Genomic DNA, 23,723 nt, shown 5'->3' on the forward strand with positions numbered 1-23,723 from the left:
TACAATGAGCTTTATACGCATGGAAAATATTGAAAAAAGCTTTGAAGGCTTATCTGTTCTTAAAAACGTGTCCCTCTCCATGGATAAAGGGGAAGTGGTGGCGATTATCGGTCCGTCCGGTTCCGGTAAATCTACCTTCCTTCGCTGCTTGGGTCAATTGGAAGTGATTGACCGCGGCACCATTGAAGTAAACGGAACAATCATGGCGTCTACGGAAGGTGACGGCAACGCAGTGTACGCGGACAAGAAAACGTTGCAGAAACTGCTCCTTCAAATGGGCATGGTGTTCCAGTCTTTCAACTTGTTCCCGCACATGACTGTATGGGACAATTTTTTAATCGCACCGCAAATGGTAAAAAACATGAAGGTGGCGGAGATTGCACCGATTGCAGAAGCCTTGCTGAAAAAAGTAGGTCTGTGGGAAAAGAAAGATGTGTACCCTGCTAAATTATCGGGCGGTCAGAAGCAACGTGTGGCCATTGCCCGCGCCTTGGCCATGAATCCGAGCATCATGTTATTCGACGAACCTACATCGGCGCTGGATCCGGAATTGACCGGCGAAGTTCTCCGCACTATTAAACAGTTGGCGGAAGAAAAAATGACCATGATTATCGTAACTCATGAAATGGCGTTTGCCCGCGAAGTGGCGGACCGCATCATTTTCATGGCCGACGGTGTTATCCAGGAAGAAGGAACGCCGGAAGAAGTATTCGGCAATCCGAAATCAGACCGCACGAAAGCCTTCTTGGAATCGATGCTGTAAAATATACGCGAGCATACATGCAAGCGTGATGAAGGTAGGATGTTTTGTATAACTTGAATTTGAAAGCTATGCTATAAATGTATAAAAGCCTTTTTCAATCCCTGTTATAATGTTTATATGATATAATAATTTATAACATAGAGAAAAAAGGCAAAGCATCTTATTGAATAAAGAGGCGCTTGCTTATTATAAGTGAGCGCTTTTTGTGTATGGAGGAAAACCGATGAAACAATCCTGGAAAATAGGTGCGGCAGCATTGGCGGCCGTGGCGCTAACAAGTGTTATGTCCTTTAGTTCGGCCCGCAGCCTGCCAACGTATGATACGAGCAAGGCCGCTTTGGAGTCGCAGGTATTTGAAGCCCGGGGCGCTCACGAAGAAAACTCCTTGCCGGCTGCATATAAATCCTATGCCACTATTATGGATACGGAAATTCGCGACAATCACGAAGGCTATTCCATCGTGATTCCATGGCGTTTAACTAATGGTCGTTACACTACACAGGAAAAGGAAGACAGCACGAAAGAAAGCGGTTACTATTTCAACGTGGCGGAAAGCTCCATTGCGGAACCGTTCCTCATTTCCTTTACGAAACGAGACAATCCGGTAGAGGGCAATGTGTCCCTGGAAGAGTGGAATACCACTTGGTATAACAAATCCGTTACGAACATGACGAAAGAAGAGTATGTAAGCTTGTGGCGTCAAAATCGTCCTGACTTGAACGGTTATACATTGGACGGCGACTTGTTCGACTTCAAGGGCGCTACGACAGCTCGCTGGGATTCCTTCGTTCGTGAAGGCGGCGACAATGCGACAGGATCCACATTCTTTGATGCGGAGTTTATCATGAAGGAAGATCCGACCCATCGTTACACATTGACGATGATGTATCCGACCAAGTACCAGAACTTTATGAGCGAAGGCGTTGTAAAAACGTTGGTTCCTTCGTTTACCTTGACGAAGGATAAATATAAAGCGAAGGGTAATTTGGAAATTAGCGAAGACATCAGCTTTATCAAACCAAGCGGTTTTAAAGTTGTCACTCGCGCTACCACCGGGGCTGTGTTGACGAAGGATCATATGCGCATTGAAGTGGGCCTATTCCCGATGAAACAATCGGTTCCGATTGAACGCGGCATGTCCTATCCAACGATGGCGGCACGCCAGCAAATGGGCGACTACTATGTGGAAGAGCTGGTTAAAAACTACGGCGCTAAATTAGATGTATATCGTACATTGATCGACAACCATAATACGGGCGTTCTTGTAGGCGGTCTTTTGAATAGCGCATCCGGAGAAGGTACGAAGTTCGGTGCCTACGTTACTTTGACTGATAAAGGCGAAGTCGTGGTGGCACGTGTATTAGCACCGGCCGGCATGGATGTGAGCACAGAAGAGTTGTTGAAACTAGTGGAAGGCGTCCGCATTCAACACCAGGGAATTGTACAAACGGGGGCAATTACTCTATAATAGATGTATCGGAAAAATCAAATGAGGGGCAACGGCTTTTGAGAAACGGAGCACCTGTAAATTTTATGAAAAATAATTAAATTTATAAAATAAAAAAAGGATTTTTTCGGGTCTATAGAGAATACCTAACTATAGAAGAAATCATTGCGAAAAGAAATTCGCTTTTGGGAGGGATTCACATGAAAGTAGAATACAAAACAATTATTGTTCCGGCCGATGGTTCTGAAAACTCGAAACGAGCTTTGCAACACGCTGTTTCTATTTGTGAACGTAATGAAGCACAGTTGATTATTGTTCACGTAGCTAATATTGTGTCTGCTATTTCTAATTTTGATCAAACACCTATCAGCGGTGGTTATGTATCTGAACAGATCGCGGAAGATATGGAAGAAACAGGCAAAAAGATTTTGGAAGAAGTATCGAAAGACGTGCCTTCCGATATTGCTGTTAAAAATGTATTTGAAGTTGGATCTCCCGGCCCTGCTGTTTTAGCTGTGGCAAAGAAATTCAATGCCGATCTTATTGTTATGGGGAGCCGCGGACTTGGTCCATTGAAAGGTTTATTCATGGGTAGCGTAAGCAGCTATGTAACGAGCCATTCAACTTGTCCTGTCCTCGTTGTAAAATAAGTGTTTAAATAGTGAGGCTTTGCTCGCCATAGGGCAAAGCCTCTTTTTTAAAATGGAGGTTCTATGGATAAGCAGCAGATTGTATGGCTTCATGAACAACTTCCGGAATGGGAATCAAAAGGCTGGATCAGCAAAGAACATGCAGCCGCTATGAGGGTGTTTTACGGCGAAGTGAAGCCGAAGAAAACACCTTCCATGAGTCGACTTTTAATCTTATTGTTAGGTGTGTTATTGCTGGGGCTGGGCGTATTCCTGTTATTTGCGGGGTACTGGTACAGCTTTTCACCGGCAGGCCGTTTAGATTGGTGCATCGTGCTCCTTCTGCTGGCCGTTATTATGCTGGGTGGTACTATTTGGAAAGCACCACGGGGCAGTTTAGTTTCAGAAGTGGTGGGCTTACTTTATACGTTAATTTTAACTTGCGTCACCTTTTTAATGGCTGACACCTATTACACCGGTGAAGGCATCGGTATTTATTGCCTTATCATCATGGTGCTGACCATTCCGCTCGTATACGTGCTGGGCAGTCAGCTTATGATGATTGCCTACCTGTTGATTTCGCTATTGTGGAGCACATCGGCCCACGATATTTCTATCTGGGGCGAAGCCATTTGGCTATGGGGCCTGCTGGCAGCCGGTGTACCGTTCGTCCTTGAACGGCTCCGTTCCAAGTCTTCAGGTTTGTTGTCCGTGCTCTGGTTGGCATGGGCGTATTTTGCCGCCTTATTCGGCGCGTTCTTCTTTACGATTCAATCCTATCATTTATCCTTGAGTCTCTTCTTCATTGCCAGCTTGTCCGCGGTTATTTTCGCCTTGGGCAGCGTAACAAGAGAACAGGGACTGTGGGCCTTGCCGTCTCGCGGTATCGGTTCATTAGGCTTGATTTATGTAGTTGTACAGGGCACCTTCCTGGGCACATGGACTGAAGAAGCCGCAACCTCCCCGGGCATCGGTTCATTGCTTATTGCCTTGTTAGGCCTCGTGTTGGTAGCCGGCGCCATTCGTGCTTTATGGCGTAAAAACTTGGGCCTGGAAATGCTCATTACAGCATGTCCGCTTGTTGTAGGTCTGTTAATTATCGGCGTTCACAGCGGATTTACGTCCTTAACAGCGTCAATCTTATTTAATACATACATCGGTATTTTAGCGTTGATTATGCTCCTTCGTGGCGGTATGACCAATCGCATAGGTCTCGTAAATGGCTGTGTCTTCACAGTATTGGCCATGGTGGGGGCCCGTTTCTTTGATCCGGCCTTTACCTTTATTGAACGGGGCATGACATTCATTTTTGCAGGGGCCGTAATTTTCGTAGTCAACGCCTTCTACATGTGGCGTAAGCACGAAGAACGGGAACAGATTAATGCGTCCGTCGGCCGTGCCGGTCGTCGCTTGCGCCGTAAAGGGGCAGGTGTAACCAATGTGTCCGGTACAGTGGCTAAAAAACGGGTGAAAGCGTCTGCTGATTCTGCTACAACCGGCGACGGTGGAAATGAAGCAATTAGCGAAATTTCACACGATTCGTCCGGTGAAACTTCGAATGAAGCCTTGAGTGGCGCTGGCGGTGAAAACTCAAATGCAGGCTTGAATATGTCAGGGGATGGAACTTCCAATACAGCGGCCCATGAAACGACTTCGTTTGGTGGAAATGATGCTTCTCATACGTCCGACCATGGACATATAACTGTGGAAGTGCCAAGATTCGGTGAACCGTTCAGACCAAGTCCGGTAGGGGATCATCAAACAGATGCCGGTCATGGAACCGAGAGCCGCGTGAACCACAGAAGGGGGGCGGACCGCAATGAATAATAAATTGCCTCTTAAATGGATTGCCTTTGTTATCGTAGGTATTTTAACCATACTGTCCCCGTTCTTTATCCAACAACGATCCACATCTTTGCGTCAGGGCGGCGGTGAATATCAGTGGCCTGTAGCCTTATCCCGTACAGCCAGCTGGATTCCTTCCGACTATTTGGAAGTTAAATTCTTAGGCAGTCAGACGATTTGGAACGGTGAAAGTGTGCCGGCCGTGGGTGAAGAAGTGTACATTACCGTACGTCCTAAGCCGAACGGTATTTTAGAAGTGACCGGCGCTACGGATATAAAACCTGCCGGTGGCGAATATATTTTGGCACGCCTTACGAAAGTGGAACAGGGCAATGTGGAATTTAAGCTCTTAATTGACCGCGTTGTATTGGATTTAAGTAAAGTAAATAAGGAGTTTTACACTACCTATAAAGGCACTTTGTTAGCCACTTTGAAAATTAAAGATGGCTATGCAGTCGTAACAGGTGTATACTCTAGAGGTGTGTCGATTGAAACGGCCGCGCCGGAAAGCCAGGAGCAACAGGAACTGGACAGTCGTACGCCATTATCTCAAATTGGTGAACCTAAGGCCGTGACTACACAACAGAATCAGGAAAATAATCAGTAATAGGAGATGTAACATGGATTTAGGTCATGAAGGTGTAGATATTCAACAACTGGCTGAGTTGTTTAAAGTGTTGGGGGACCCTACCCGGCTTCGCATTGTGCGGCTTTTGCTGAACTCGGAAATGTGTGTTTCCGATATTGCGGAGACTATGGGCATGGGGCAGTCGGCCATTTCACACCAATTGCGCGTGTTGCGTCAGGCTCGGTTGGTAACCTTCCGCAAAGAAGGCAAAACAGCTTGGTACAGTTTGAATGACGAACACGTGGCCGTACTCTTGCAACAAGGTATTGAACACGTATCGCATCAGTAATATAGAGAGACAGAAAATGGAGATAGCCGGGCTATCTCCGTTTTTTATGGACTCGTCGAATGCCTTTTAAAATGGACGGACCGAGCGCCTTTTAAAATAGACAAATAATGTAAGAAAGGATTATAATTAATTGTTACGAATTAATTAGATATACAAAATTAATTACCAAGAAACAGTCGATTATAAGTCGTTGACAGTCAATCATAAGTCGCCAGTTGTAACGAATTAATTAGAGTAAGCAGGTTTTTATGAACTATATACAAATAAAAGAACTACAAAAGACGCCGCTGTCTGTATGGCAGTGCTTTGACGGTGAAGAACGCGTCTTTTGGTATGATCCTACGAAACAGCACTATATCATCGGTGCCGTACGTGATGCGTCCGTTGAGGAACATCAGGTCAAAGAGTATCCTTATGTGTGGTATAGTGAAACCTTTTTTAAAAATAAAAAATCCCCTCTTTGGGGTGACATGGGCAATGAACTCGTGGCTTTTCAGTACTACTATGTGTGGAACGGCACCGAGGGCTGCCTGTGGGCTAAAGAGTCTTTAGAAAAAGAACAGATTCAACGAATCGTCGGGGATAGTGACAGTGACGATAAAACTGTTGCTTATGGTAATGGTGTTAAGGGCGGCAAATCTGCTGTGCCCGGCAATGCTGTTGCTTATGGTGAAGCCACTCAAATTACTGCGCGTGAAGCCGGAACAGGTCACATTTATACTATGACCACCGACGATTACGACGCATGGACTGAGTTCTTTGGGGCAATCAAAGACTCTATCAACAGCGGAGAAACGGTGAAAATCGTTGCATCCCGCGCCGTTGAACTTCAAAGCGAAGACACATTTAATGTAGAATCCATCCTCAGCAAATTGCTGGTGAATAATAGAAACAGTTTCGTCTTTGCCTATCAAAAAGGCGAGGCCCTGTTCTTGGGTGCTACGCCGGAAATCCTGGTGCAGCAGTGCGGTGATGAAGTACTCAGCTACGCTTTGGCAGGCACAATTAAGAAGCAAAGTCCAAACGACCGTGAGTCGGGACAAATCTTGCTGAATGACGAGAAAAATTGCTTCGAACATGGCATTGTGGTGGATATGATTCGCCGAACCATGGAAGATATGGCCGGAAGATCAAATGGGAGCTCGAATGTGGTACATTCAGGCCCTATGGAACTGATGGAGCTGAAGAATTTGTATCATTTGCGAACAATTTTAACGGCACCGGCAGCACATAAGGGTATTTTAGAATGGGCGCGCGCCCTTCATCCAACGCCGGCCATGGGCGGACAGCCTCGCGAAAAGGCGCTGGCCTTATTGGCGGCGAAGGAACCGTATGAGCGCGGCTTGTATGCGGCGCCGCTGGGGATGCTGGAAGGTAACGGCGACGGTACCGTTGTAGTAGGCATTCGCTCCGCTCTCATCAAGGGAAAACAGGCGTACGCCTTTGCAGGTTGCGGCATCGTAGCCGATTCGGACTGCCACAGCGAATACGAAGAAACGGCGACGAAGCTGGGAACTATATTGGAAGCGTTGTGATGTAAATTATCATACGGTATGGGCAATAACTATTACAGAAATCCATAGGTAGAGCAACGCATGTAATAAGCAGAGTCTATAAGAATGCTTGTAATAGGCAGAATACAAAACAATTAACAGATAAACGAGGTAATAATGAACGAATACTTGGCGGCTCTGGTTGATGAGCTATATACGTTAGGTATGAGAGAGGTTGTATTTAGCGCCGGCTCGCGGTCCACATCGCTGGCCATGCTATTTACGAATTATAAACAATTTAAAACATATATGGCTGTAGATGAACGGTCGGCGGGCTTTTTCGCCTTGGGTATCGCCAAGCGGACCGGACGGCCGGTGGGATTGGTTTGCACATCCGGTTCGGCAGGTACACATTATTACCCGGCCGTGGTGGAAGCCAAACACAGCCGCACACCGCTGGTGATTATGACGGCGGACAGACCGATGGAAAAACAGTTTGTGGGCGCACCGCAAACCATAGACCAGACGCGACTGTTCGGTGAATTTGTAAATCACTTTGAACAGCTGGTACCGTCGCCGGACGATTTTGAGTATCCTCGTGCCGTAGCACAACGGGCTATGGTGCAGGCGAAAGCGGGCGGCCGTCATGGCGCAGGTCCCGTACAAATCAACGTACCCCTTCGTGAGCCGTTGGTACCGGATTTGGATCCCGTACATTTTGAAAAAGGTCGCATGGCGCATCCGTTTCAGTATGTAGCCGGTGAAATGACCACATCGTACACCGGTGCTGAATTGGAAGGTAAGCGCGGGCTTATTCTGTGTGGACCTTACAGCAATCCGCAAGAGTCTGAAGAGGCACAATGCTGCGCGCAGAAGAAACAGAAATTCTAAGCGGCGAAAAAACTGCCATGATGCACGATGAAATCTATATAAATAGCATAGTTGAACTGGCTCACATGTTGGAAGCGCCAATTCTGGCAGACCCATTGTCACCGGTACGACGCAGTTCTGATGAATATATTATAGACAGTTACGACGCATTTTTAACGAATGCAGATGTACGCAAGCGCTTAAAACCGGATTATATTTTGCTGTTCGGCCAGCTGCCTGTATCGAAACGGGTGCATCAATTCTTGACGGAATGTAAAGATGTATTGGTAATCCAGGTAGATCCGAATATAGACTATCGGAACGGCATGGTGACGACGAGCAAAATCATCGAAACCTCGGTGATTCAATTTGTACAATCTGTTCGTGAGTATCGTGCGGGGAGTAAGGAGACAGCTGAATCTAAAATTGAATCTAAAGTTGAATCCAAAGCCGACTTTAAAGCCGAATCCGCAGTCAAAACCTACGTAAAGGACTGGATGCATGAACAACAGTTGATGCGAAACGCACTTATAAAGGTGGGGGCTGAACCGTCGCTTTTCGAAGGACGCATTGTACATGAAATGCAGGAACTCTTGCCGGACGGTTCGAATGTAGTGGTGGCGAACAGCATGGCCATTCGGGATTTTGATTATTTCTGGTCGCGTGGTCATAAGAACATTACGCTGTATGGGAATCGCGGCGTGAACGGCATCGACGGTCTCGAATCGACGGCGCTGGGCATTGCTTCGGCATCAGATGGTGAACCAACCGTATTGGTTACCGGGGATTTGTCGTTTATACACGATATGAACGGTCTTCTCCTGGGGCGCCAGGCGGGCGTTTCCCTTACCATCGTGTTGTTTAACAATGACGGCGGCATTTTCGAATATTTGCCACAAAAGGGAACACCTTATTTCGATTATTTATTTGCCACACCGCAGGCTGCCGACTTTGAAGGAGCGGCCAGATTATATGGCATTGACTACGAGCTGATTACATCTTATGATGGATTTGCTCAAGCCTTGACGGCGAGCCTTCACAAAGAAGGTATTCAATTATTGGAAATTAAGACAGGTCGCGAAACAAGTTGTGCATTACATAGAAAGTATACGGTGCGAAATTATGAATGATGAATTTGAAATGCTGGACGAAGTACAGGTGTATGACCAGGGCGATCGGGAGGAATTAAACACGATTCTGCACGATGCGGAAGATGTGTTCATTTCTATCGATTCCGTTTCATATCATGTGCTTTTACGCGGCGAGGGCTTTCCCCTCATTTGTCTGCACGGCTTCAGCGAATCCTGTGATACGTGGGCGAACTTGGATTTACCGGGATTTCGCCTGTACTGCATCGACTTTTTAGGACACGGATTTTCCGATCGGCCTGAAGACGAATCGCTCTATTCGTTCGATACGGCGGTGCGTCATTTATATACGCTCATTCACACCTTGGTGGGTGATGAACCGTACGGAATCTTGGGCTATTCCATGGGCGGGCGCATGGCTTTACAGTATACGGCTATGTATGAACCGCAGTGGCTCGCATTTCTCGTGCTGGAAGCGGCGGCGCCGGGCATTGAAAATCCGGTGGAACGACAGCTTCGCAAGGCCCATGATGAAAAGCTGGCTGCGGTGATTGAAAAACACCCGATTCAGTGGTTTGAAAACACCTGGTCACAGCTGCCTATTTTCAGCTCTCAGAAATTGTTGCCTGAAGAGGTGCAGCAGCAGATAAAAAATAGACGTTTGAGCAACGATCCGAAGGCGCTGGCTAATACATTGCGAGGTACCGGACAGGGTTCTACACCGTATGTTGGTGAAAAGATAAAAGACATGGACTTGGAAATTCTCTATGTAGCCGGTGCATTTGATGCAAAATATATGGACTTCGGAGCGCATATTTTCAGTCCCTGCAAAAACGTGTCCTTTGTGCCTGTAAATGGTGCAGGTCACAATGTGCATGTGGAAAAACCGAAGGAATTTAACGATATAGTGTCGCTGTTTTTAATGGATTTTAATGAACGCAGTGTAAGCTAAGTGTGGACACGATATAAATTGAGTATGGACACAGTGTAAATTGAGAATCAACACTGTGTAAATTGAGAATCAACACTGTGTAAATTAAGTATGAATACCGTGTAGTTTAAGTATAGACACAGTTTTATTATAGTATTAATAATATACTCTTAGTGATTCGGGGCGCTGTCCCCATTGAAGGAGGTTCTTATGAGTAAATTTGATTGGCAGGTATTGGACCGCGGATATGAAGATGTAATTTACGAAACATACAATGGAATCGCGAAGATTACTATTAACCGTCCGGAAGTGCGCAACGCATTCCGCCCTAAAACGGTTGTGGAATTGATCGATGCGTTCACCATTGCCCGTGATGATGCGGAAGTAGGCGTTATTGTGCTTACCGGTGCCAACCACGGCGGCGATGTGAATAAAGAAGCATTCTGCTCCGGCGGTGACCAACGCGTGCGCGGCAATGGCGGCTATGTAGGTGAAGACCGCATTCCACGTTTGAACGTATTGGATTTGCAGCATTTAATCCGCATTACGCCAAAACCTGTTATCGCCATGGTAAACGGTTACGCTATCGGCGGCGGTCACGTGCTTCACATCGTATGTGACTTGACGATTGCCTCTGAAAATGCCAAATTCGGTCAGACCGGTCCTCGTGTAGGCTCCTTTGATGCGGGCTACGGTGCCGGCTATTTAGCGCGTTTGGTAGGTCATAAAAAAGCTCGTGAAATCTGGTTCTTATGCCGTCAATATACGGCGCAGCAGGCACTGGATATGGGCCTTGTAAATACAGTGGTTCCTTTCGATAAATTGGAAGAAGAAACTGTAAAATGGTGTGAAGAAATTTTAGAATTGTCTCCAATGGCGCTTCGTTTCTTAAAAGCCTCCTTCAATGCGGATACGGACGGCTTAGCAGGCTTACAGCAATTCGGCGGCGACGCTACATTGATGTACTACACTACAGATGAAGCAAAAGAAGGTCGCGACGCATTTAAGGAAAAACGCAAACCTGATTTCAAACAATTCCCTAAATTCCCTTAATAGGAGGTATGTAAAAGATGAGATGGTTGCGTGAGCAGGCGCAGCAGCGCCCTAATCAATCGTTTCTGAATGGATACTCCTACAAAGAAATTTATAATCGTGCCGTACTTATGGCCGGCTTTCTGGACGCCGGCGTGAAACACCGTACGCGCGTCGGCGTGTGCAGTGAAAACTCTGTTGAAATGGCGGTGCTCCTGGCCGCCTTATGGCTTTTGGGCAAGGAAGTCTTTTTGGTGAATCCGCAACTCACTGTGGAAGAGCGCATGGCGCAGGCCCATATGTTGCAGGTTGACTTGATTTATACATCTCCTGAGGTGGAACGCAAGGTTGTGGCGGAGCAGGAAGCGGCGGACAGCGACCTTCTGGAACGGGGCAAGACCCGCGTATGCTCCTTGGCAGGCTGTATCAATGCGTCGGTAGCTCAGATTCGCTACGAAGAGAAACTGGTACAATGGCAGACCATGCCCGCGTTGCCTCTTATGGATTTGAAAACGGCATACTCCTTGGTGAGTTGCTTTGAAAAATTGCTCGTGCCGGTGGATAGGCTCACTGATGACAGTATTGCGGCCATCATGAGCACCAGTGCAACGACCGGTAAAATGAAAGCTGTGCCGCTTCGCTGGGGGCAGATTGCAGCTCATGTAAAAGCGTCCGCACAGGTGCTGGGGCGGACCGATGAAGACAACTGGCTTATCGTGCTCCCCATGTTCCATGTGTCCGGTTTGTCCATACTGATGCGCACACTTTACAACGGAACAGCCGCTACTATTCACAAAGGCTTTGATGAAAATGCAGTATTGACTGTTATTACGACGAAGAAAATCAACATGGTGTCTTTGGTTCCTACGGTGCTGCAGCGCATTGTGGATCGCATTTCCACACATGCGTTGCGCGTTATTTTGCTGGGCGGTGAATTTATTCCCAATGCATTAGTGGAAACGTGCATTGCGAAACAATTGCCGATTTTTAAAACCTATGGAATGACGGAAACCTTCGCGCAGAGCACGACGGTGGACATTTTAAAATATCCGGATAAATGGCGCTCCGTAGGGCGTCCGCTGCCTGGCGTGAACATTGAAATCCGTCCGTTTAATGAAAATGCTGAGGAACTGGCTAACGGCCCATCTAACGATAAATCTAACGAATCTAATGGTGAACCTAAGAATGAGCTTAAGGATGAGTTTCAGGACGAGTTTAGGGATGAGCCTAAGGAATCGCTTAAGGACAAGCCTAATGACGAAGCGTATGGTGAAATCTGGCTCACATCGCCTATGCTCATGACCGGTTACTTGGGGCAGGAACCTGTAAACGGTGCGTTTAACACAGACGATTTGGGCTATGTGGATGAGGACGGTTTTCTTTATGTTGTAAATCGTCGTAAGGATATTATTATATCTGGCGGAGAAAATATTTATCCTCGTGAAATCGAAGATATTTTATACGAAATGCCGGGCCTTAAGGAATGCGCCGTCGTGCCTAAAGCGGATGCAAAATGGGGGCAAATTCCGGTGCTCTTTTATGCAGGCACCGTGGATGAAGCGGCCATTCGGGACTTTTTAAAAGCCCGTTTGGGACGGTACAAACAACCGAAGGAATTTCATAAATTACCACAATTGCCGCGAAACAGTTCAGGAAAAATTGTGCGCAAAGATTTGATATAAAAGAGTGTGTAAGTTCTTAAAAGTAGTTATGGGCGAAAGGTGAAAGCTATGATTGTACAATCCATTACCCTTTGGCGGGTTACATTACCTATGAAGTTTGACTTTCAAACGGCCAAGGGATTGGTGCGCGAACGCCACACATTGGTAGTGGACGTGGAAACCGCAAACGGCACCCGTGGATACGGAGAAGTCGTAGCTTTCGACACGCCTTTTTATACAGCAGAAACAATAACAACAAGCGAGGAATGGCTGAATCAGGTCATTCCTTATTTTGTTGGGGTTAAAATGAAAGAGCCCTGGGACTGCTATAAGGTGCTTGAAGATTTAATCCCAACTGCGCCACACGCGGCCCCTATGGCTTGGGCGGGGCTGGAGAATGCATTGCTTCATGCTTATTTTGAAGAAGAGGGGCTGCCTATGATTCGGACATTGCTGGAACGGGAATTGCAAGCGAGAACGGCAGGCGGATATAAAGCCGGTGCATGTAAAACAGACGTACGTGAACCAGGTGTACGTGAAATAGCCGTAGGTGAAACGAGCTCATGTGAAGTTGATATATGTGAAGATTTTTCTTTAAACGACGAAATACCAATAGGCCTTGTGTTTGGCGACATGCCCATACCGAATCTGCTTCAGCGTATAGACGATGCCGTTCAAAAGGGCTGTAAACGGATTAAGATTAAGCTGACACCTCGTGATGCGGTGGAGCGTTTGCAGGCCGTACGCGAGGCCTACCCCGATTTAATATTGGCGGCCGATGCGAATCGGAGTTTTACCATAGATAATTGGCCACAGGTGGCACAGCTTGATCGATTTAACCTGCGAACCATTGAAGAGCCGTTTTCACTTATTGACGATGATCTTGTAAAAACTTATGGCGCTTTGCCACATGATTTTTGGAAGGAATGGCATACGCCTATCACGTTCGATGAGAGTATACAGTCTTTGGATGCGTTGCAGGCTATGGAGAGATGCCGAGTTGCGATTGAGACAATACAAACAACCGAGACAATACAAGCAGCCAAGATAATACACGCAAGTGAGACAATACCGGTAAATGAGATATTACAAGCAACCGAGGCAGCATCCCGGCGGTTCCAGCCTGTCTTAAATATAAAAATAGGGCGACTTGGGGGTCTCAGGGAAACGCTACGGTGTTTAGCTTACTGTCAAGCTCATAAATGGGGCTTTTGGATTGGCAGCATGGTGGAAAGCGGTATTTCAAAAATCCTGCATGTACAGTTGGCGGCGTTGCCGGATGTGTGGATGGCCGGTGATTTGTCTGATTCAAAACGATACTTTGAAGAGGACCTCATAAGCCCGGATATATCATTTGTTGATGGCCGCATGAAGGTGCCTCATGGCCCCGGTTTAGGTGTAACGGTACGGCGTGATTATTTACAAACATATGGCGAGATTTTAAAAGAATTCGTTTAGTGTCTGTATAAGAGGTATTAAGGGCAGTAAATGACGTAAGATACGTTAAAATGTTGTGACATACATTAAAATGATGCAGAGCGTATTAAAAAGTACGGAATCATTTGGTAAAATCTCACTGATAGTGTATAGTGAAATTATATGAGCGATTGCTTTAGATAAATTAGCCTATTGCACAATCGCATGATTTAGGATAGATTTTTCTTAAGTACAATAGATGCGTAGAAAGCTTATACATGGGCATCGTTACATGGAGGTCTTCTAAATGAGTATGATTGATCAATTAAACATAGAATATGTAAAGCTAACCGATACCGGTTTTGAGGGCACTATGAAACTGTCGGAATTTCACAGTCAGCCTTTCGGCTATTTAAACGGCGGTGCCACGCTTGCGTTTTGCGAAGTGGTGGCCGGCATGGCGGATTATGAAATGGGCAACGGTGAATATATTGGCGTGGGTCAGACGATTACCGCCCATCACCTGACAGCGATGAAGCCGGAAGGCAATCTGATTGCTACGGGAACGCTCATTTATGGAGGCAAGCGCAATCATGTGTGGGATATTAAGGTGACCAATGATGAGGGGCAGCACATTTCACAGGTAACCGTGGTGAATGCGATTATCTCTATGCAGAAAAAGGCTTAATTCGAGGAGGCGTGAGCTAATCTTATGTTAGAACGGAAAGTATTTGGGCTGGTAGTATTAGTGGGCATCATGGCCGGTATTGTAGGCATTGTGTTTACGGAGTTGCTACATACGGTTCAACATTTGGTATATAGTTACAGTGCGGCTGACGGATATAGCTTCGGCGTGGGCATTACTCATGTGAGTGGTGTACATCGACTGCTGGCATTGCTCGCCTGCGGCCTTGTAGGCGGTGTAGGCTGGTTCCTGATTCATCGCTATGGCGGTAAATTGGTGGAAGTAAAAACGGCGGTTACGGATGTGACGAAAGAAATGCCACCGCTTACTACGTTGCTCCATGCGACATTGCAAATTATTACCGTTGCCATGGGTTCACCACTGGGCCGAGAAGTGGCACCGCGTGAAGCGTCGTCGGCACTCATTACGTGGGTTATGCGCTATGTAAACGTGACGAAAGAAAATAGGTCCCTTTTAATCGCCTGTGCATCCGGCGCCGGCTTGGCCGCCGTATATAACTCACCGGTGTCTGCGGCCATTTTCGTATTGGAAACATTGCTGCTCACCTGGAATATGCGAGCTCTTAGCGCGGCCTTTATTGCTTGCGGTGTGGCCACATTCGTTGTGCGCCTGGGCTTGGGCGATACGGTGCAGTATAATATGCCGCAACCTGCTATTGTAGGGTCTTTTGCGGAATTTGCCGTAGTTATCGGGGTGATTATTGGTATTGCTGTAGTCCTTTTCGATAAAACCCAAACGAAACTTCCAAAATTTGATCATAAAAATCCGAAGACCATTCTTTATTTCGTGATTGCATTCGGTTTAGTAGGCGTTATGGCCATGTACTTTCCAGCGATTTTGGGGAATGGCAAACCGGGCAATCAGCTGACATTTGCCCATTTGATCCCTTGGGAATATGCACTGGGTCTCTTTGCTTCAAAATGGATCGCTGTCTTGCTGGCTATGGGCGTTGGGGCCTATGGCGGTAAAATTACGCCATCCATGATGCTAGGGAGCACCTTGGCGTTGGCTGTAGCCATTGCGTGGAACTTTGCTATCGGACCGATTTCCATGGGCTTGTCGGCATTTTTAGGCGCCGTTGTTTTCTTGGGCCTCGCGCAGAAAATGCCGCTCACATCCAGTGTGTTTATGTTGGAACTGTCCCGATTCTCAGTGGAACTTCTGTTCCCAATTGCGTTGGCCATGGGCGTGGGGCTGCTTACGCAGGGATGGTTGAAGAATAAGATTTAAGAGAGAGGGGGGAGGATATCAAAATTTAATTATTTTTGCCATACCATAAGAATTAATCAGTATGCTAAAGCTTTACATTCTACAATTTGATTACTATAAGGGGAGAGTAATATGGTTGGTTTTGGATATAATGTTCATAATTTTTTGGCGGGGAATCCGGAGTTGTTGGATAAACCGATGGACGAATTATTTCAAAAAGTTGGTTGTGGCATGGTTAAAATAAAAAAAGACTTTGAATTTTGCGGAGTACACATTAGAAAGGGATTTTATTTAGGTTTTGAGGGAGGCTATTGTGTATTTATAATAGCCAATATATATATTAAACCCTTTCCGAGTATAGAAGAATGCGATGGATTCCGCGAAAAAGCAACTGTCGCTACTGATATTTATGTGCCGGAGGAGGATGGTATACTTGCTTACTCTAATACCGATCTATTCCAATTGATACATAGACATAAATCCATGTTTATAGATCAAAACGCAATTGACTACTGTGAGTACTGGCGCAATGAATTCAAAAAATCGTATGGTTATTTACTGCCGGATGAAGATGAGTATGATGACGATGAGTATGATAGCGACATATCAAAAGGAGACGACGATGTACTCGTTGTTACAGAGGATAAATAATTAACATATCATGTAAAGAATGCGGGATGTTCTTGTTGATTTTTAATATTGTAAACTTTTTTAGAAAAAATGTAAAAATTTTATAAAAAAGTACTTGCGTACATTTTTTCAGTATGATACAATAGCTTTGTTGTTGAGACAGGAAGTAACGAAACAACGAAAAGAATAGCATTCTTTATATATCGGGGCATAGCGCAGTTTGGTAGCGCACCTGGCTTGGGACCAGGGGGTCGCAGGTTCGAATCCTGCTGCTCCGACCATTTTTATTATTGCGGGTGTAGCTCAATGGTAGAGCCCTAGCCTTCCAAGCTAGTTACGAGGGTTCGATTCCCTTCACCCGCTCCATAATAAGACGAAATTCCGTAATCGGTCATGTAAATGAACGATGCGGATTTTTTTGTTTTATATACCGGCTTATAGTAGTGCAGAGCAAAGTGTAAACGACATACAAACAATGTAAAGAACTTTACAAAGAGAATTGCTTTTTTTACAAGGACTAGTGTATAATAGTATACGGTGATTTTTACGGAATAGAGAAATCGCCCATAATTGAATATGGTCCAGTAGCTCAGTTGGATAGAGCAACGGCCTTCTAAGCCGTGGGTCGGGAGTTCGAATCTCTCCTGGATCACCATAAAAAGTAACCACAAGGATTTTCCTTGTGGTTACTTTTTTTATTATAGGATTAGCTCAGCATTTTATCAACAAGAACTCTATAGATAATGAACATTTATATTTTTAAAGAATAAAGAATATAAGCCACTGATAAGGGAGAGACTTCTTTTGGAATAAATAAAAATGTATTTATTAAATACGTATTTAGAATGCCGATTACTCATGATATAATGATGTCATAAATAAAAATGGTGATAAGTTACATACTATTGCCTATGTTGCAATGTTGGTGCGACTATTATAGATTGAGTGAAAGCTAGAATAGTTGGATAAGTACATAGGGAAACTGCGCAAGTTTAAAAGTAAAGGGGAGAAAGACATTATGAAAATAACAAAAGCTCTTGGTTGCAAACTTCTTGTTAAGCCGTATAAGCCTAAAACGCAGGCAAATGTTTTCTTTTTTGGAATAGACCCTTATGAAGATCCTTTGGAGGGAACTGGAGAGATACAAAAATTATCATACACGATAGTGGCAGGCGAAGTAATGCTGGTAGGTAGGGGCTATCGGGCTGAAAATGGAGAGATTACACCTCTTGAAGTAAAAGTCGGTGATAAAATAGTATTTTGTCATCAAGGAAGCGACATTGTTAAAATTGAACTTCAAAATAAGGAATATTGGCTAATCCAAGAGAATGATATTGTATTTGCATTTGAAGAGTAATAATCATTCTATAATTTTATGTTTAAGGATGGGCTGATTTAACAAAATCTAGTGCATAAAAGTCTCAATAATCACTTAAAAAATAGCCTCAGTATGGGCCAATCTATAAAGCTGGAGTAAAGACTCTAACTTTCAGATGGCTTGTACTGAGGCTTTTTAGTTACTCATCTTGATTTAGTTAAGTAAATTAAGAGATATAGAACAAACAAATTAAATTAGAAGTACAGGATAACAAGCAAAACTAGAAATATAGGATAAAATGTATTAGCAAATACTTAGGATATGGTATTATGACAAGCTTGATCGATATTTAATCTTCCGGCTTTTTACCATAATACGCTTCATACATCCCCATACGCTTTAATTCTTCATCACGTTTTTTCTGTTCGCGTGGCTCAATGATGTACTCGTTAATCCCTTTAAATATCCCAATAACTACCCATATAGGAATTGCAGTTCCACCGGTGAAGGCTACTGTTACGAAGAATAAAATAAGTAAAAGCAAAGTATTCATTTCAAGTTCCTCCCGGCTAGGAATAATAGATAAAATAAGGGGAATGAGTGTTTTCAAGTTTAAAAAAGGAGCAAAGATAAAGACTTAAATTTAAAATGAATAAAATATGAAAAATATAATTTCTTTGAATATATAATAGCATATGTTCCAATGCAGAGAAATAAAAAATTCAAACTTGTTGAAAAAGTTGTATAGGATTGGATTTGTCTAACGTAGCTATGAAATTATAAAAGCCTCAGTATTGCTAATCCGTTTAAGTTAGAGTAAAGGCTCTAATTCTTGGAAGGCACTACTGAGGCTTTTTATTATATTAAATTGATTAGGCAATAGAAAATTATCGTAGAAATACTGGAATATGCATTTTATCTGAAATTTTAAATAAGCTAAAGGCTACTTTTTCTCCACGATGTATTCCCGGAGTGCGCTTTGGCTCCGGGAAAATCGTTCCAATAATATGGGGCGGACGGCAATCTTCACAACGGACCCAACAGTATTCTGGATCTTGGTCTTGATCGTAGAGGACGACAGCTACTTCATCGGGATGGTTAGCTGAACGATGAGGATCTAGTTCTTGGAGTTGTCGACACCAGTGAAGATCTTTTGGGGATTGTGCTCTTCATATAGATCTTTTGTTTTATCATTAAATAGTGATGGATGGGCCTTTTGGAGGAAGAAAACCGGTCTTTCCCATATAGAGTCTGAGCTGAATTTGATTGAAATTTCATCTTTACCCGGATATAAAATGACCTGCCCATTGCCATATTTTGCTGCACATAGTACTTCGAAAGTGAGTCCTAATTCATGATCAATATAGCCATAAAGGATGAGGCCGTTTGACTGCTTGGAGCGAGGAAAAATTTCAGCAACCTCTATGAACTCCGAGTCGTTTTCATTAAAAGGTAATAAAATAATTTGATTAGATAATTCGCGATAAGAGAAATCGTGTAATTTCATAGCTTGTAACCTCCAATTCAAAAATATACAAGATAGTATGTAACTAATAAATATGAGAATGGAGCACTACGAATTTTGCGTTTAATCCAACACCTCCTCGATTAATCGATTCTTAGTCTTGGCTAATTTTTCTAAACTTGCCTGAAGGCGTTGTTCTTCCTTCAACAGGGAGCGATATTCGTCGGCTAATTTATCTTGGACGGAACGCTTGATGATTGGAATTTTTAAATCTTTTAAATCACTGATGCTGAGAGTGCTGGTAGAACTGCCACGAGATAATTGTTCCAGCTGTTTCTGGGCCATATCGGAGTTCAGGTACATTAATAGAAATAGAGAATTAATAGCTTTTTTATTTATTTTCAGATGATAGGTGTTTCCGTTAGAAAATACTTGGTTCTTTTTTGTCTGACGCACATAGCCAGTTTTAAATGGCTGTAATTTACTTATAACGATGCTGTCGTCGTCAATTGGTTTTCGTTTTAAAATTTCATCCGTTTCAGCTAATGAGGTTACTTTAGACAGCTTGATAAGGCCGTTATCTAAGTGCTTCGGCGTAATATATTTGATGGAATTGTTGTCGGCTACCAATTCATCCAGCTCCTGCGCCTTTAATAGAATACCGCGATTGATTTGGCATACGTCTTTTAATAGAACATACTCTGACGGGAAATCAGCGCCTACATGGCGGGAAGGTGAGAGGTTGTAATTGCTTTTATCTATTTCAAGTAACGACAAATTCTTTACTATATCCATATGAGCACGCACGCTCTCATTAGGAACGTCTGATTTATTGCTGGAAGTCATATCTGTAAGCGTCAAGCTATTATTTTCATTGGAAATAAGGCCGATAATTTCTTCAATATTTTCGTCCGACAAGGTGAACTTGCGGCGCCCTTCTGTCCTAATATTACCGGCATCAATTAAGCGGACGGTTTCATTACCTTTTGAAAAGATCCAAAGTGTAGATGCTATGGATGTTCCCTGCAATAAGTTTTCTGACAATTGTACTACACAATTTACGAGGCCTTGATTGATGAGCTCTTTTCGAACCTCGCTGTATGTCTCCGTTGAAGCGGCGCCATTTGTAGTGATGGCAAATATTTTTTTCCCCGGAGCCAAAGCTCCTAAAGCGGTTAGAATAAACGGCCATTCACTTTTATAGATGGCAGGGGTTATAACGTGGCGGAATTTTCTCCAAACACGTGATAGTAGACGTGGGGGATCTTCAGGAATCATATCGGCGGCTGCGCCGAAGGGTGGGTGCATCACTATAGTCGGTGCATCCAGTTTGATGCTTGAACCGGGGCGGTTAAGTCTGTATAGGTCTGGGTCGTTAAATATATTTCCATACAGTAGATGTAATTGCGGCCCATTAGGTATCAGGAATAGTCTAACTCGTGTAACGATATGGCAGTCTGATTCTATATCAATGCCTGATAATTGTTTGGTATTTCCGTACAGCGCGGAAAATAATAGGAATTGACCATATCCATAACTCCAATCAGCTACAGCGTGCTCGTCTTTTACGAGCATAGCCAGTAATTTATTAATACTGCTTCCGGAACTGAAAGCACTGCCTTTCTTTGAGTCCACCTCGGAGAAGAGAATGTAAGTTAGCAATTGTAAGTCTGAAAGAGCCTCCAATTCTAAGGCGATAGTGTGGTAAGTTGGAAGGGCATTATCAAAGGCTTGTGCAACATAAGGATCTTCTAATTTCTTTTCTAAAAATTTTTGAGTGGCGTCAATATTCATTTGATATTCTTTTTGTATAAGTGCTAATGTAGCTAATAATACAGTGTCTCGAAAATTCGAGATATTAGCTATTTTGAACAGTCTTTCTACTTTGGAGATATACTGGGCGGAAACATCTTGACTTTGAGTTTTTAATACAGAAAAAAGTTCGTGTAACATAGCAATCCTCCTTTTGGTTTTTTTAAAACCTAAATAACATAGACTGAAAAAACTGTCTAGTAGAAACGTGCTACTAGACATAAACTGTTGATTTACAAGGAATAAAAATATTTATTTGATAAAAATTAATTACTTACATTTTCTTTTATTGACTTTATGATAACATATAAAATTAATTTTGTAAAGGTTATCGATAACCAGCAAAAAAAAGGACGCTATGAGCAGTGGTAGAAGCCGTGTTAAACATGAAATTTATTGATAATGATTATTAAGATATACATTTAACGTGAGTTGTATATAGGAAGTAATGCTACTCAAAAAAATACAATGAATATTGATATTTTCAAGTGAATGAATTATAGTGTTGATAACAATATAAATTCACGTTCAACTCATTATTCGGCGTAACTATATGATATAATTTGCAACTTTGAGAATTGAGAATATGGCAATACTTACGCATGCATTAATATAAAAGTTCATATAGACAAAATAAATATGGAGGAGATAGCATTTACGAATATTAGTGTTGGTATAATTTGATTCTGTATTTTAATTTTTAAGGTGTAGTGGTTAGAGGTGAAAAAGTGGAAGAAATCAAATATAAAGAAATATTACATTATTTGGAAAGTAATGGAGCAATTGAATATAAAAATCCTAAAACACCTGGGCTATCAGAAGATGAAATTGATAATTTTTTGAAAGTCAAAGATAAAGGGCGGACTGTTGTTGCAGAAATAAAAAAAATTGCAAATTATTTCGCAGATGAATATGGGCTTAATGAGTGCGAGATCATTCGATGGTTAGATGGGGCACAACAACGCACCAGTAAATTCCTGTGCGCACCAATGAAATATAAGTCAGCCAAATATAGTCCTATAAGTATCTCATTGTTTGTTGAGAATATAGGCGGGGTAGCCGGTTATCGAGTTTGCTTAGATATAAAAGTAAAGGACGTAAAGGATGAGGTTATAGAAAACTATCATCGACACTTAGACATGGAAAAGATGGATGGAATAGAATATACATCTTTAGATAATAGTGAAAGTAATCTTATAGTCCTTACAGAGTCGGTTGATGACATTAAAAAGAAAATAGAAAATGGAGAGTTGAAAAAAGTTCAACTTTCTATATGTATTCCTACGACGGCGGATAAAACCGATAAAGAATATGGTGAAGAGATAAACATCGCAGTGAAAAAATTAATCCCATATTATGAAAGAGTTGTTGGTAAATCAAAGAATAGGAATAGTGGATTAAAAGTAAGCCATACTTGTAAGAATGAAATCGAAGTAAAAAGTAAGAAAAAAACTTATGGTAAAAATATGATTTTGTATGGCCCACCAGGCACTGGTAAAACATATACTACAGCTATTTATGCGGTTGCAATTTGTGATAATGAGACTATCGAAACAGTCAGTGACAGAGAATATAATGATGTAATGCGACGATATAGAAGGCTATTAAAAGATGGTCGGATTTCATTCACTACATTCCACCAATCATATTGTTATGAGGAATTTATTGAAGGCATTAAGCCAAATTTAAACGAGACAGGTGATATAGGTTATAAAATTGAAGATGGCTTATTTAAGTCTTTTTGTAATACCGCAAAAGCATTACCTGATAAAAACTATATTTTTGTTATTGATGAAATAAATCGAGGGAATATTTCTAAAATCTTTGGTGAACTAATTACGTTAATTGAAGAAGCCAAGCGAAAAGGTATGAAGGAGGAGATGTCTACACGACTTCCTTATTCAAAAAAAATTTTTTAGTGTTCCCGCTAATGTATATATTCTTGGAACCATGAATACTGCGGATAGATCTCTAGCATTAATGGACACGGCACTTCGTAGAAGATTTCAGTTTATTGAAATGCAGCCTGATGCCAGTGTACTTAAAGGCATTGAAGTAGAAGGACTTAATATTGCTGAAATGCTTAAAACGATTAACGAACGCATGGCGCTTCTTTACGATAGAGAACATACGATTGGGCATGCATTTTTTACTAAATTGAAGAATAATCCCTCGAAGGAAATGTTACAAACTATATTTGAAAAATCAGTGATCCCATTGCTGCAAGAATATTTTTATGATGATTATCAGAAAATACAATTAGTTCTTGGAGATAATGATAAAACGAATGAAAAATTCAAGTTTATTGCTGATGAAATAGTTAAAACTGAGAAAATATTTAATGGTAAAAAAAGTAGTGTAGAAGAGATGGTGGATCTGCCTGAAAGAAAGTATTTTATCAATAAAAAGGCATTTGATTTAATTGATAGCTATAAAGAGATAATAAATACGCGGAATAGCGAGAAAAATGAGCAAACTACTTAACGTGTGG

23 protein-coding genes and 3 tRNA genes are annotated in these 23,723 nt (G+C 42.9%); 23 read left to right on the forward strand and 3 right to left on the reverse strand.

Features of this window, described 5'->3' with window-relative positions; genetic code table 11:
* The first annotated feature begins 4 nt into the window (after nucleotides 1-4).
* The 20 genes from KHZ77_RS04680 to KHZ77_RS04775 all read left to right on the forward strand — a co-directional run bounded on the left by KHZ77_RS04680 (nucleotide 5) and on the right by KHZ77_RS04775 (nucleotide 17,994).
* The gene (locus KHZ77_RS04680; protein ID WP_295196199.1) at nucleotides 5-763 is read left to right on the forward strand and encodes an amino acid ABC transporter ATP-binding protein; all 759 of its coding nucleotides are present in this window, start codon (nucleotides 5-7) and stop codon (nucleotides 761-763) included.
* 223 nt (nucleotides 764-986) lie between these two features.
* Complete coding sequence (locus tag KHZ77_RS04685; RefSeq protein WP_295196200.1) at nucleotides 987-2,231, forward strand: hypothetical protein; 1,245 nt, start codon at nucleotides 987-989, stop codon at nucleotides 2,229-2,231.
* 179 nt (nucleotides 2,232-2,410) lie between these two features.
* On the forward strand, nucleotides 2,411-2,860 hold the full coding sequence (locus tag KHZ77_RS04690; RefSeq protein ID WP_295196202.1) for a universal stress protein: 450 nt from the start codon (nucleotides 2,411-2,413) through the stop codon (nucleotides 2,858-2,860).
* A 63-nt stretch (nucleotides 2,861-2,923) separates the two neighbouring features.
* Nucleotides 2,924-4,666, forward strand: coding sequence for a DUF2157 domain-containing protein (locus KHZ77_RS04695; protein WP_295196204.1), 1,743 nt, complete (start codon nucleotides 2,924-2,926; stop codon nucleotides 4,664-4,666).
* The gene (locus KHZ77_RS04700; RefSeq protein ID WP_295196206.1) at nucleotides 4,659-5,291 is read left to right on the forward strand and encodes a hypothetical protein; all 633 of its coding nucleotides are present in this window, start codon (nucleotides 4,659-4,661) and stop codon (nucleotides 5,289-5,291) included. The genes KHZ77_RS04695 and KHZ77_RS04700 overlap by 8 nt, the downstream gene beginning before the upstream one ends.
* 13 nt (nucleotides 5,292-5,304) lie before the next feature.
* Nucleotides 5,305-5,601 (forward strand): metalloregulator ArsR/SmtB family transcription factor, encoded by a 297-nt coding sequence (locus tag KHZ77_RS04705; RefSeq protein ID WP_295196208.1) that lies wholly within the window; start codon nucleotides 5,305-5,307, stop codon nucleotides 5,599-5,601.
* A gap of 248 nt (nucleotides 5,602-5,849) precedes the next feature.
* Nucleotides 5,850-7,136: an isochorismate synthase gene (locus tag KHZ77_RS04710; protein ID WP_295196210.1), complete on the forward strand. Its 1,287-nt coding sequence runs from the start codon at nucleotides 5,850-5,852 to the stop codon at nucleotides 7,134-7,136.
* Nucleotides 7,137-7,271: 135 nt separating this feature from the next.
* Nucleotides 7,272-7,985, forward strand: coding sequence for a thiamine pyrophosphate-binding protein (locus tag KHZ77_RS04715; RefSeq protein WP_295196211.1), 714 nt, complete (start codon nucleotides 7,272-7,274; stop codon nucleotides 7,983-7,985).
* Nucleotides 7,955-9,094, forward strand: coding sequence for a thiamine pyrophosphate-dependent enzyme (locus tag KHZ77_RS04720; protein ID WP_295196212.1), 1,140 nt, complete (start codon nucleotides 7,955-7,957; stop codon nucleotides 9,092-9,094). Before KHZ77_RS04715 ends, KHZ77_RS04720 begins: the two co-directional genes overlap by 31 nt.
* Entirely contained in the window at nucleotides 9,087-10,004 is a 918-nt protein-coding gene (gene menH / locus KHZ77_RS04725) for a 2-succinyl-6-hydroxy-2,4-cyclohexadiene-1-carboxylate synthase (RefSeq protein WP_295196213.1), read from the forward strand. The genes KHZ77_RS04720 and menH overlap by 8 nt, the downstream gene beginning before the upstream one ends.
* Before the next feature lie 189 nt (nucleotides 10,005-10,193).
* Nucleotides 10,194-11,036: a 1,4-dihydroxy-2-naphthoyl-CoA synthase gene (gene menB / locus KHZ77_RS04730; RefSeq protein ID WP_295196214.1), complete on the forward strand. Its 843-nt coding sequence runs from the start codon at nucleotides 10,194-10,196 to the stop codon at nucleotides 11,034-11,036.
* A 17-nt stretch (nucleotides 11,037-11,053) separates the two neighbouring features.
* Nucleotides 11,054-12,697 carry an AMP-binding protein gene (locus KHZ77_RS04735; RefSeq protein WP_295196215.1) on the forward strand — a complete coding sequence of 548 codons (1,644 nt, stop codon included), beginning with the start codon at nucleotides 11,054-11,056 and terminating at the stop codon, nucleotides 12,695-12,697.
* Nucleotides 12,698-12,745: 48 nt separating this feature from the next.
* A complete protein-coding gene (locus KHZ77_RS04740; RefSeq protein ID WP_295196216.1) occupies nucleotides 12,746-14,134 on the forward strand; it encodes an enolase C-terminal domain-like protein in 1,389 nt (462 codons plus the stop codon).
* Nucleotides 14,135-14,399: 265 nt separating this feature from the next.
* On the forward strand, nucleotides 14,400-14,780 hold the full coding sequence (locus KHZ77_RS04745; protein WP_295196217.1) for a PaaI family thioesterase: 381 nt from the start codon (nucleotides 14,400-14,402) through the stop codon (nucleotides 14,778-14,780).
* A gap of 24 nt (nucleotides 14,781-14,804) precedes the next feature.
* Nucleotides 14,805-16,028 (forward strand): chloride channel protein, encoded by a 1,224-nt coding sequence (locus KHZ77_RS04750; RefSeq protein WP_295196218.1) that lies wholly within the window; start codon nucleotides 14,805-14,807, stop codon nucleotides 16,026-16,028.
* A gap of 111 nt (nucleotides 16,029-16,139) precedes the next feature.
* Nucleotides 16,140-16,658 (forward strand): hypothetical protein, encoded by a 519-nt coding sequence (locus tag KHZ77_RS04755; protein WP_295196219.1) that lies wholly within the window; start codon nucleotides 16,140-16,142, stop codon nucleotides 16,656-16,658.
* A gap of 183 nt (nucleotides 16,659-16,841) precedes the next feature.
* A tRNA-Pro gene (locus KHZ77_RS04760) sits at nucleotides 16,842-16,918 on the forward strand.
* A gap of 11 nt (nucleotides 16,919-16,929) precedes the next feature.
* Nucleotides 16,930-17,003: transfer RNA gene (locus KHZ77_RS04765), tRNA-Gly, on the forward strand.
* Nucleotides 17,004-17,215: 212 nt separating this feature from the next.
* Nucleotides 17,216-17,292 (forward strand) — tRNA-Arg (locus tag KHZ77_RS04770).
* Nucleotides 17,293-17,655: 363 nt separating this feature from the next.
* Entirely contained in the window at nucleotides 17,656-17,994 is a 339-nt protein-coding gene (locus tag KHZ77_RS04775; RefSeq protein ID WP_295196220.1) for a hypothetical protein, read from the forward strand.
* Nucleotides 17,995-18,304: 310 nt separating this feature from the next.
* Here the strand turns inward: KHZ77_RS04775 and KHZ77_RS04780 are convergent, their stop codons facing one another.
* Nucleotides 18,305-18,508, reverse strand: coding sequence for a hypothetical protein (locus tag KHZ77_RS04780; RefSeq protein WP_295196221.1), 204 nt, complete (start codon nucleotides 18,506-18,508; stop codon nucleotides 18,305-18,307).
* A 406-nt stretch (nucleotides 18,509-18,914) separates the two neighbouring features.
* On the opposite strand from KHZ77_RS04780, the gene KHZ77_RS04785 reads away from it, so the two are divergent.
* Nucleotides 18,915-19,061 (forward strand): hypothetical protein, encoded by a 147-nt coding sequence (locus tag KHZ77_RS04785; RefSeq protein ID WP_295196222.1) that lies wholly within the window; start codon nucleotides 18,915-18,917, stop codon nucleotides 19,059-19,061.
* 11 nt (nucleotides 19,062-19,072) lie between these two features.
* Here the strand turns inward: KHZ77_RS04785 and KHZ77_RS04790 are convergent, their stop codons facing one another.
* Nucleotides 19,073-19,462, reverse strand: a complete 390-nt coding sequence (locus KHZ77_RS04790) for a hypothetical protein (RefSeq protein WP_295196223.1) — start codon at nucleotides 19,460-19,462, stop codon at nucleotides 19,073-19,075.
* Nucleotides 19,463-19,543: 81 nt separating this feature from the next.
* Nucleotides 19,544-21,373 carry an N-6 DNA methylase gene (locus KHZ77_RS04795; RefSeq protein ID WP_295196224.1) on the reverse strand — a complete coding sequence of 610 codons (1,830 nt, stop codon included), beginning with the start codon at nucleotides 21,371-21,373 and terminating at the stop codon, nucleotides 19,544-19,546.
* 587 nt (nucleotides 21,374-21,960) lie between these two features.
* On the opposite strand from KHZ77_RS04795, the gene KHZ77_RS04800 reads away from it, so the two are divergent.
* Nucleotides 21,961-23,151 carry an AAA family ATPase gene (locus KHZ77_RS04800; protein WP_295196225.1) on the forward strand — a complete coding sequence of 397 codons (1,191 nt, stop codon included), beginning with the start codon at nucleotides 21,961-21,963 and terminating at the stop codon, nucleotides 23,149-23,151.
* Between the two features lie 31 nt (nucleotides 23,152-23,182).
* Complete coding sequence (locus KHZ77_RS04805) at nucleotides 23,183-23,716, forward strand: hypothetical protein (RefSeq protein WP_295196226.1); 534 nt, start codon at nucleotides 23,183-23,185, stop codon at nucleotides 23,714-23,716.
* The last annotated feature ends 7 nt before the right edge of the window (nucleotides 23,717-23,723 follow it).

This window comes from Veillonella sp., assembly GCF_018364065.1.
Lineage (GTDB): Bacteria > Bacillota > Negativicutes > Veillonellales > Veillonellaceae > Veillonella_A.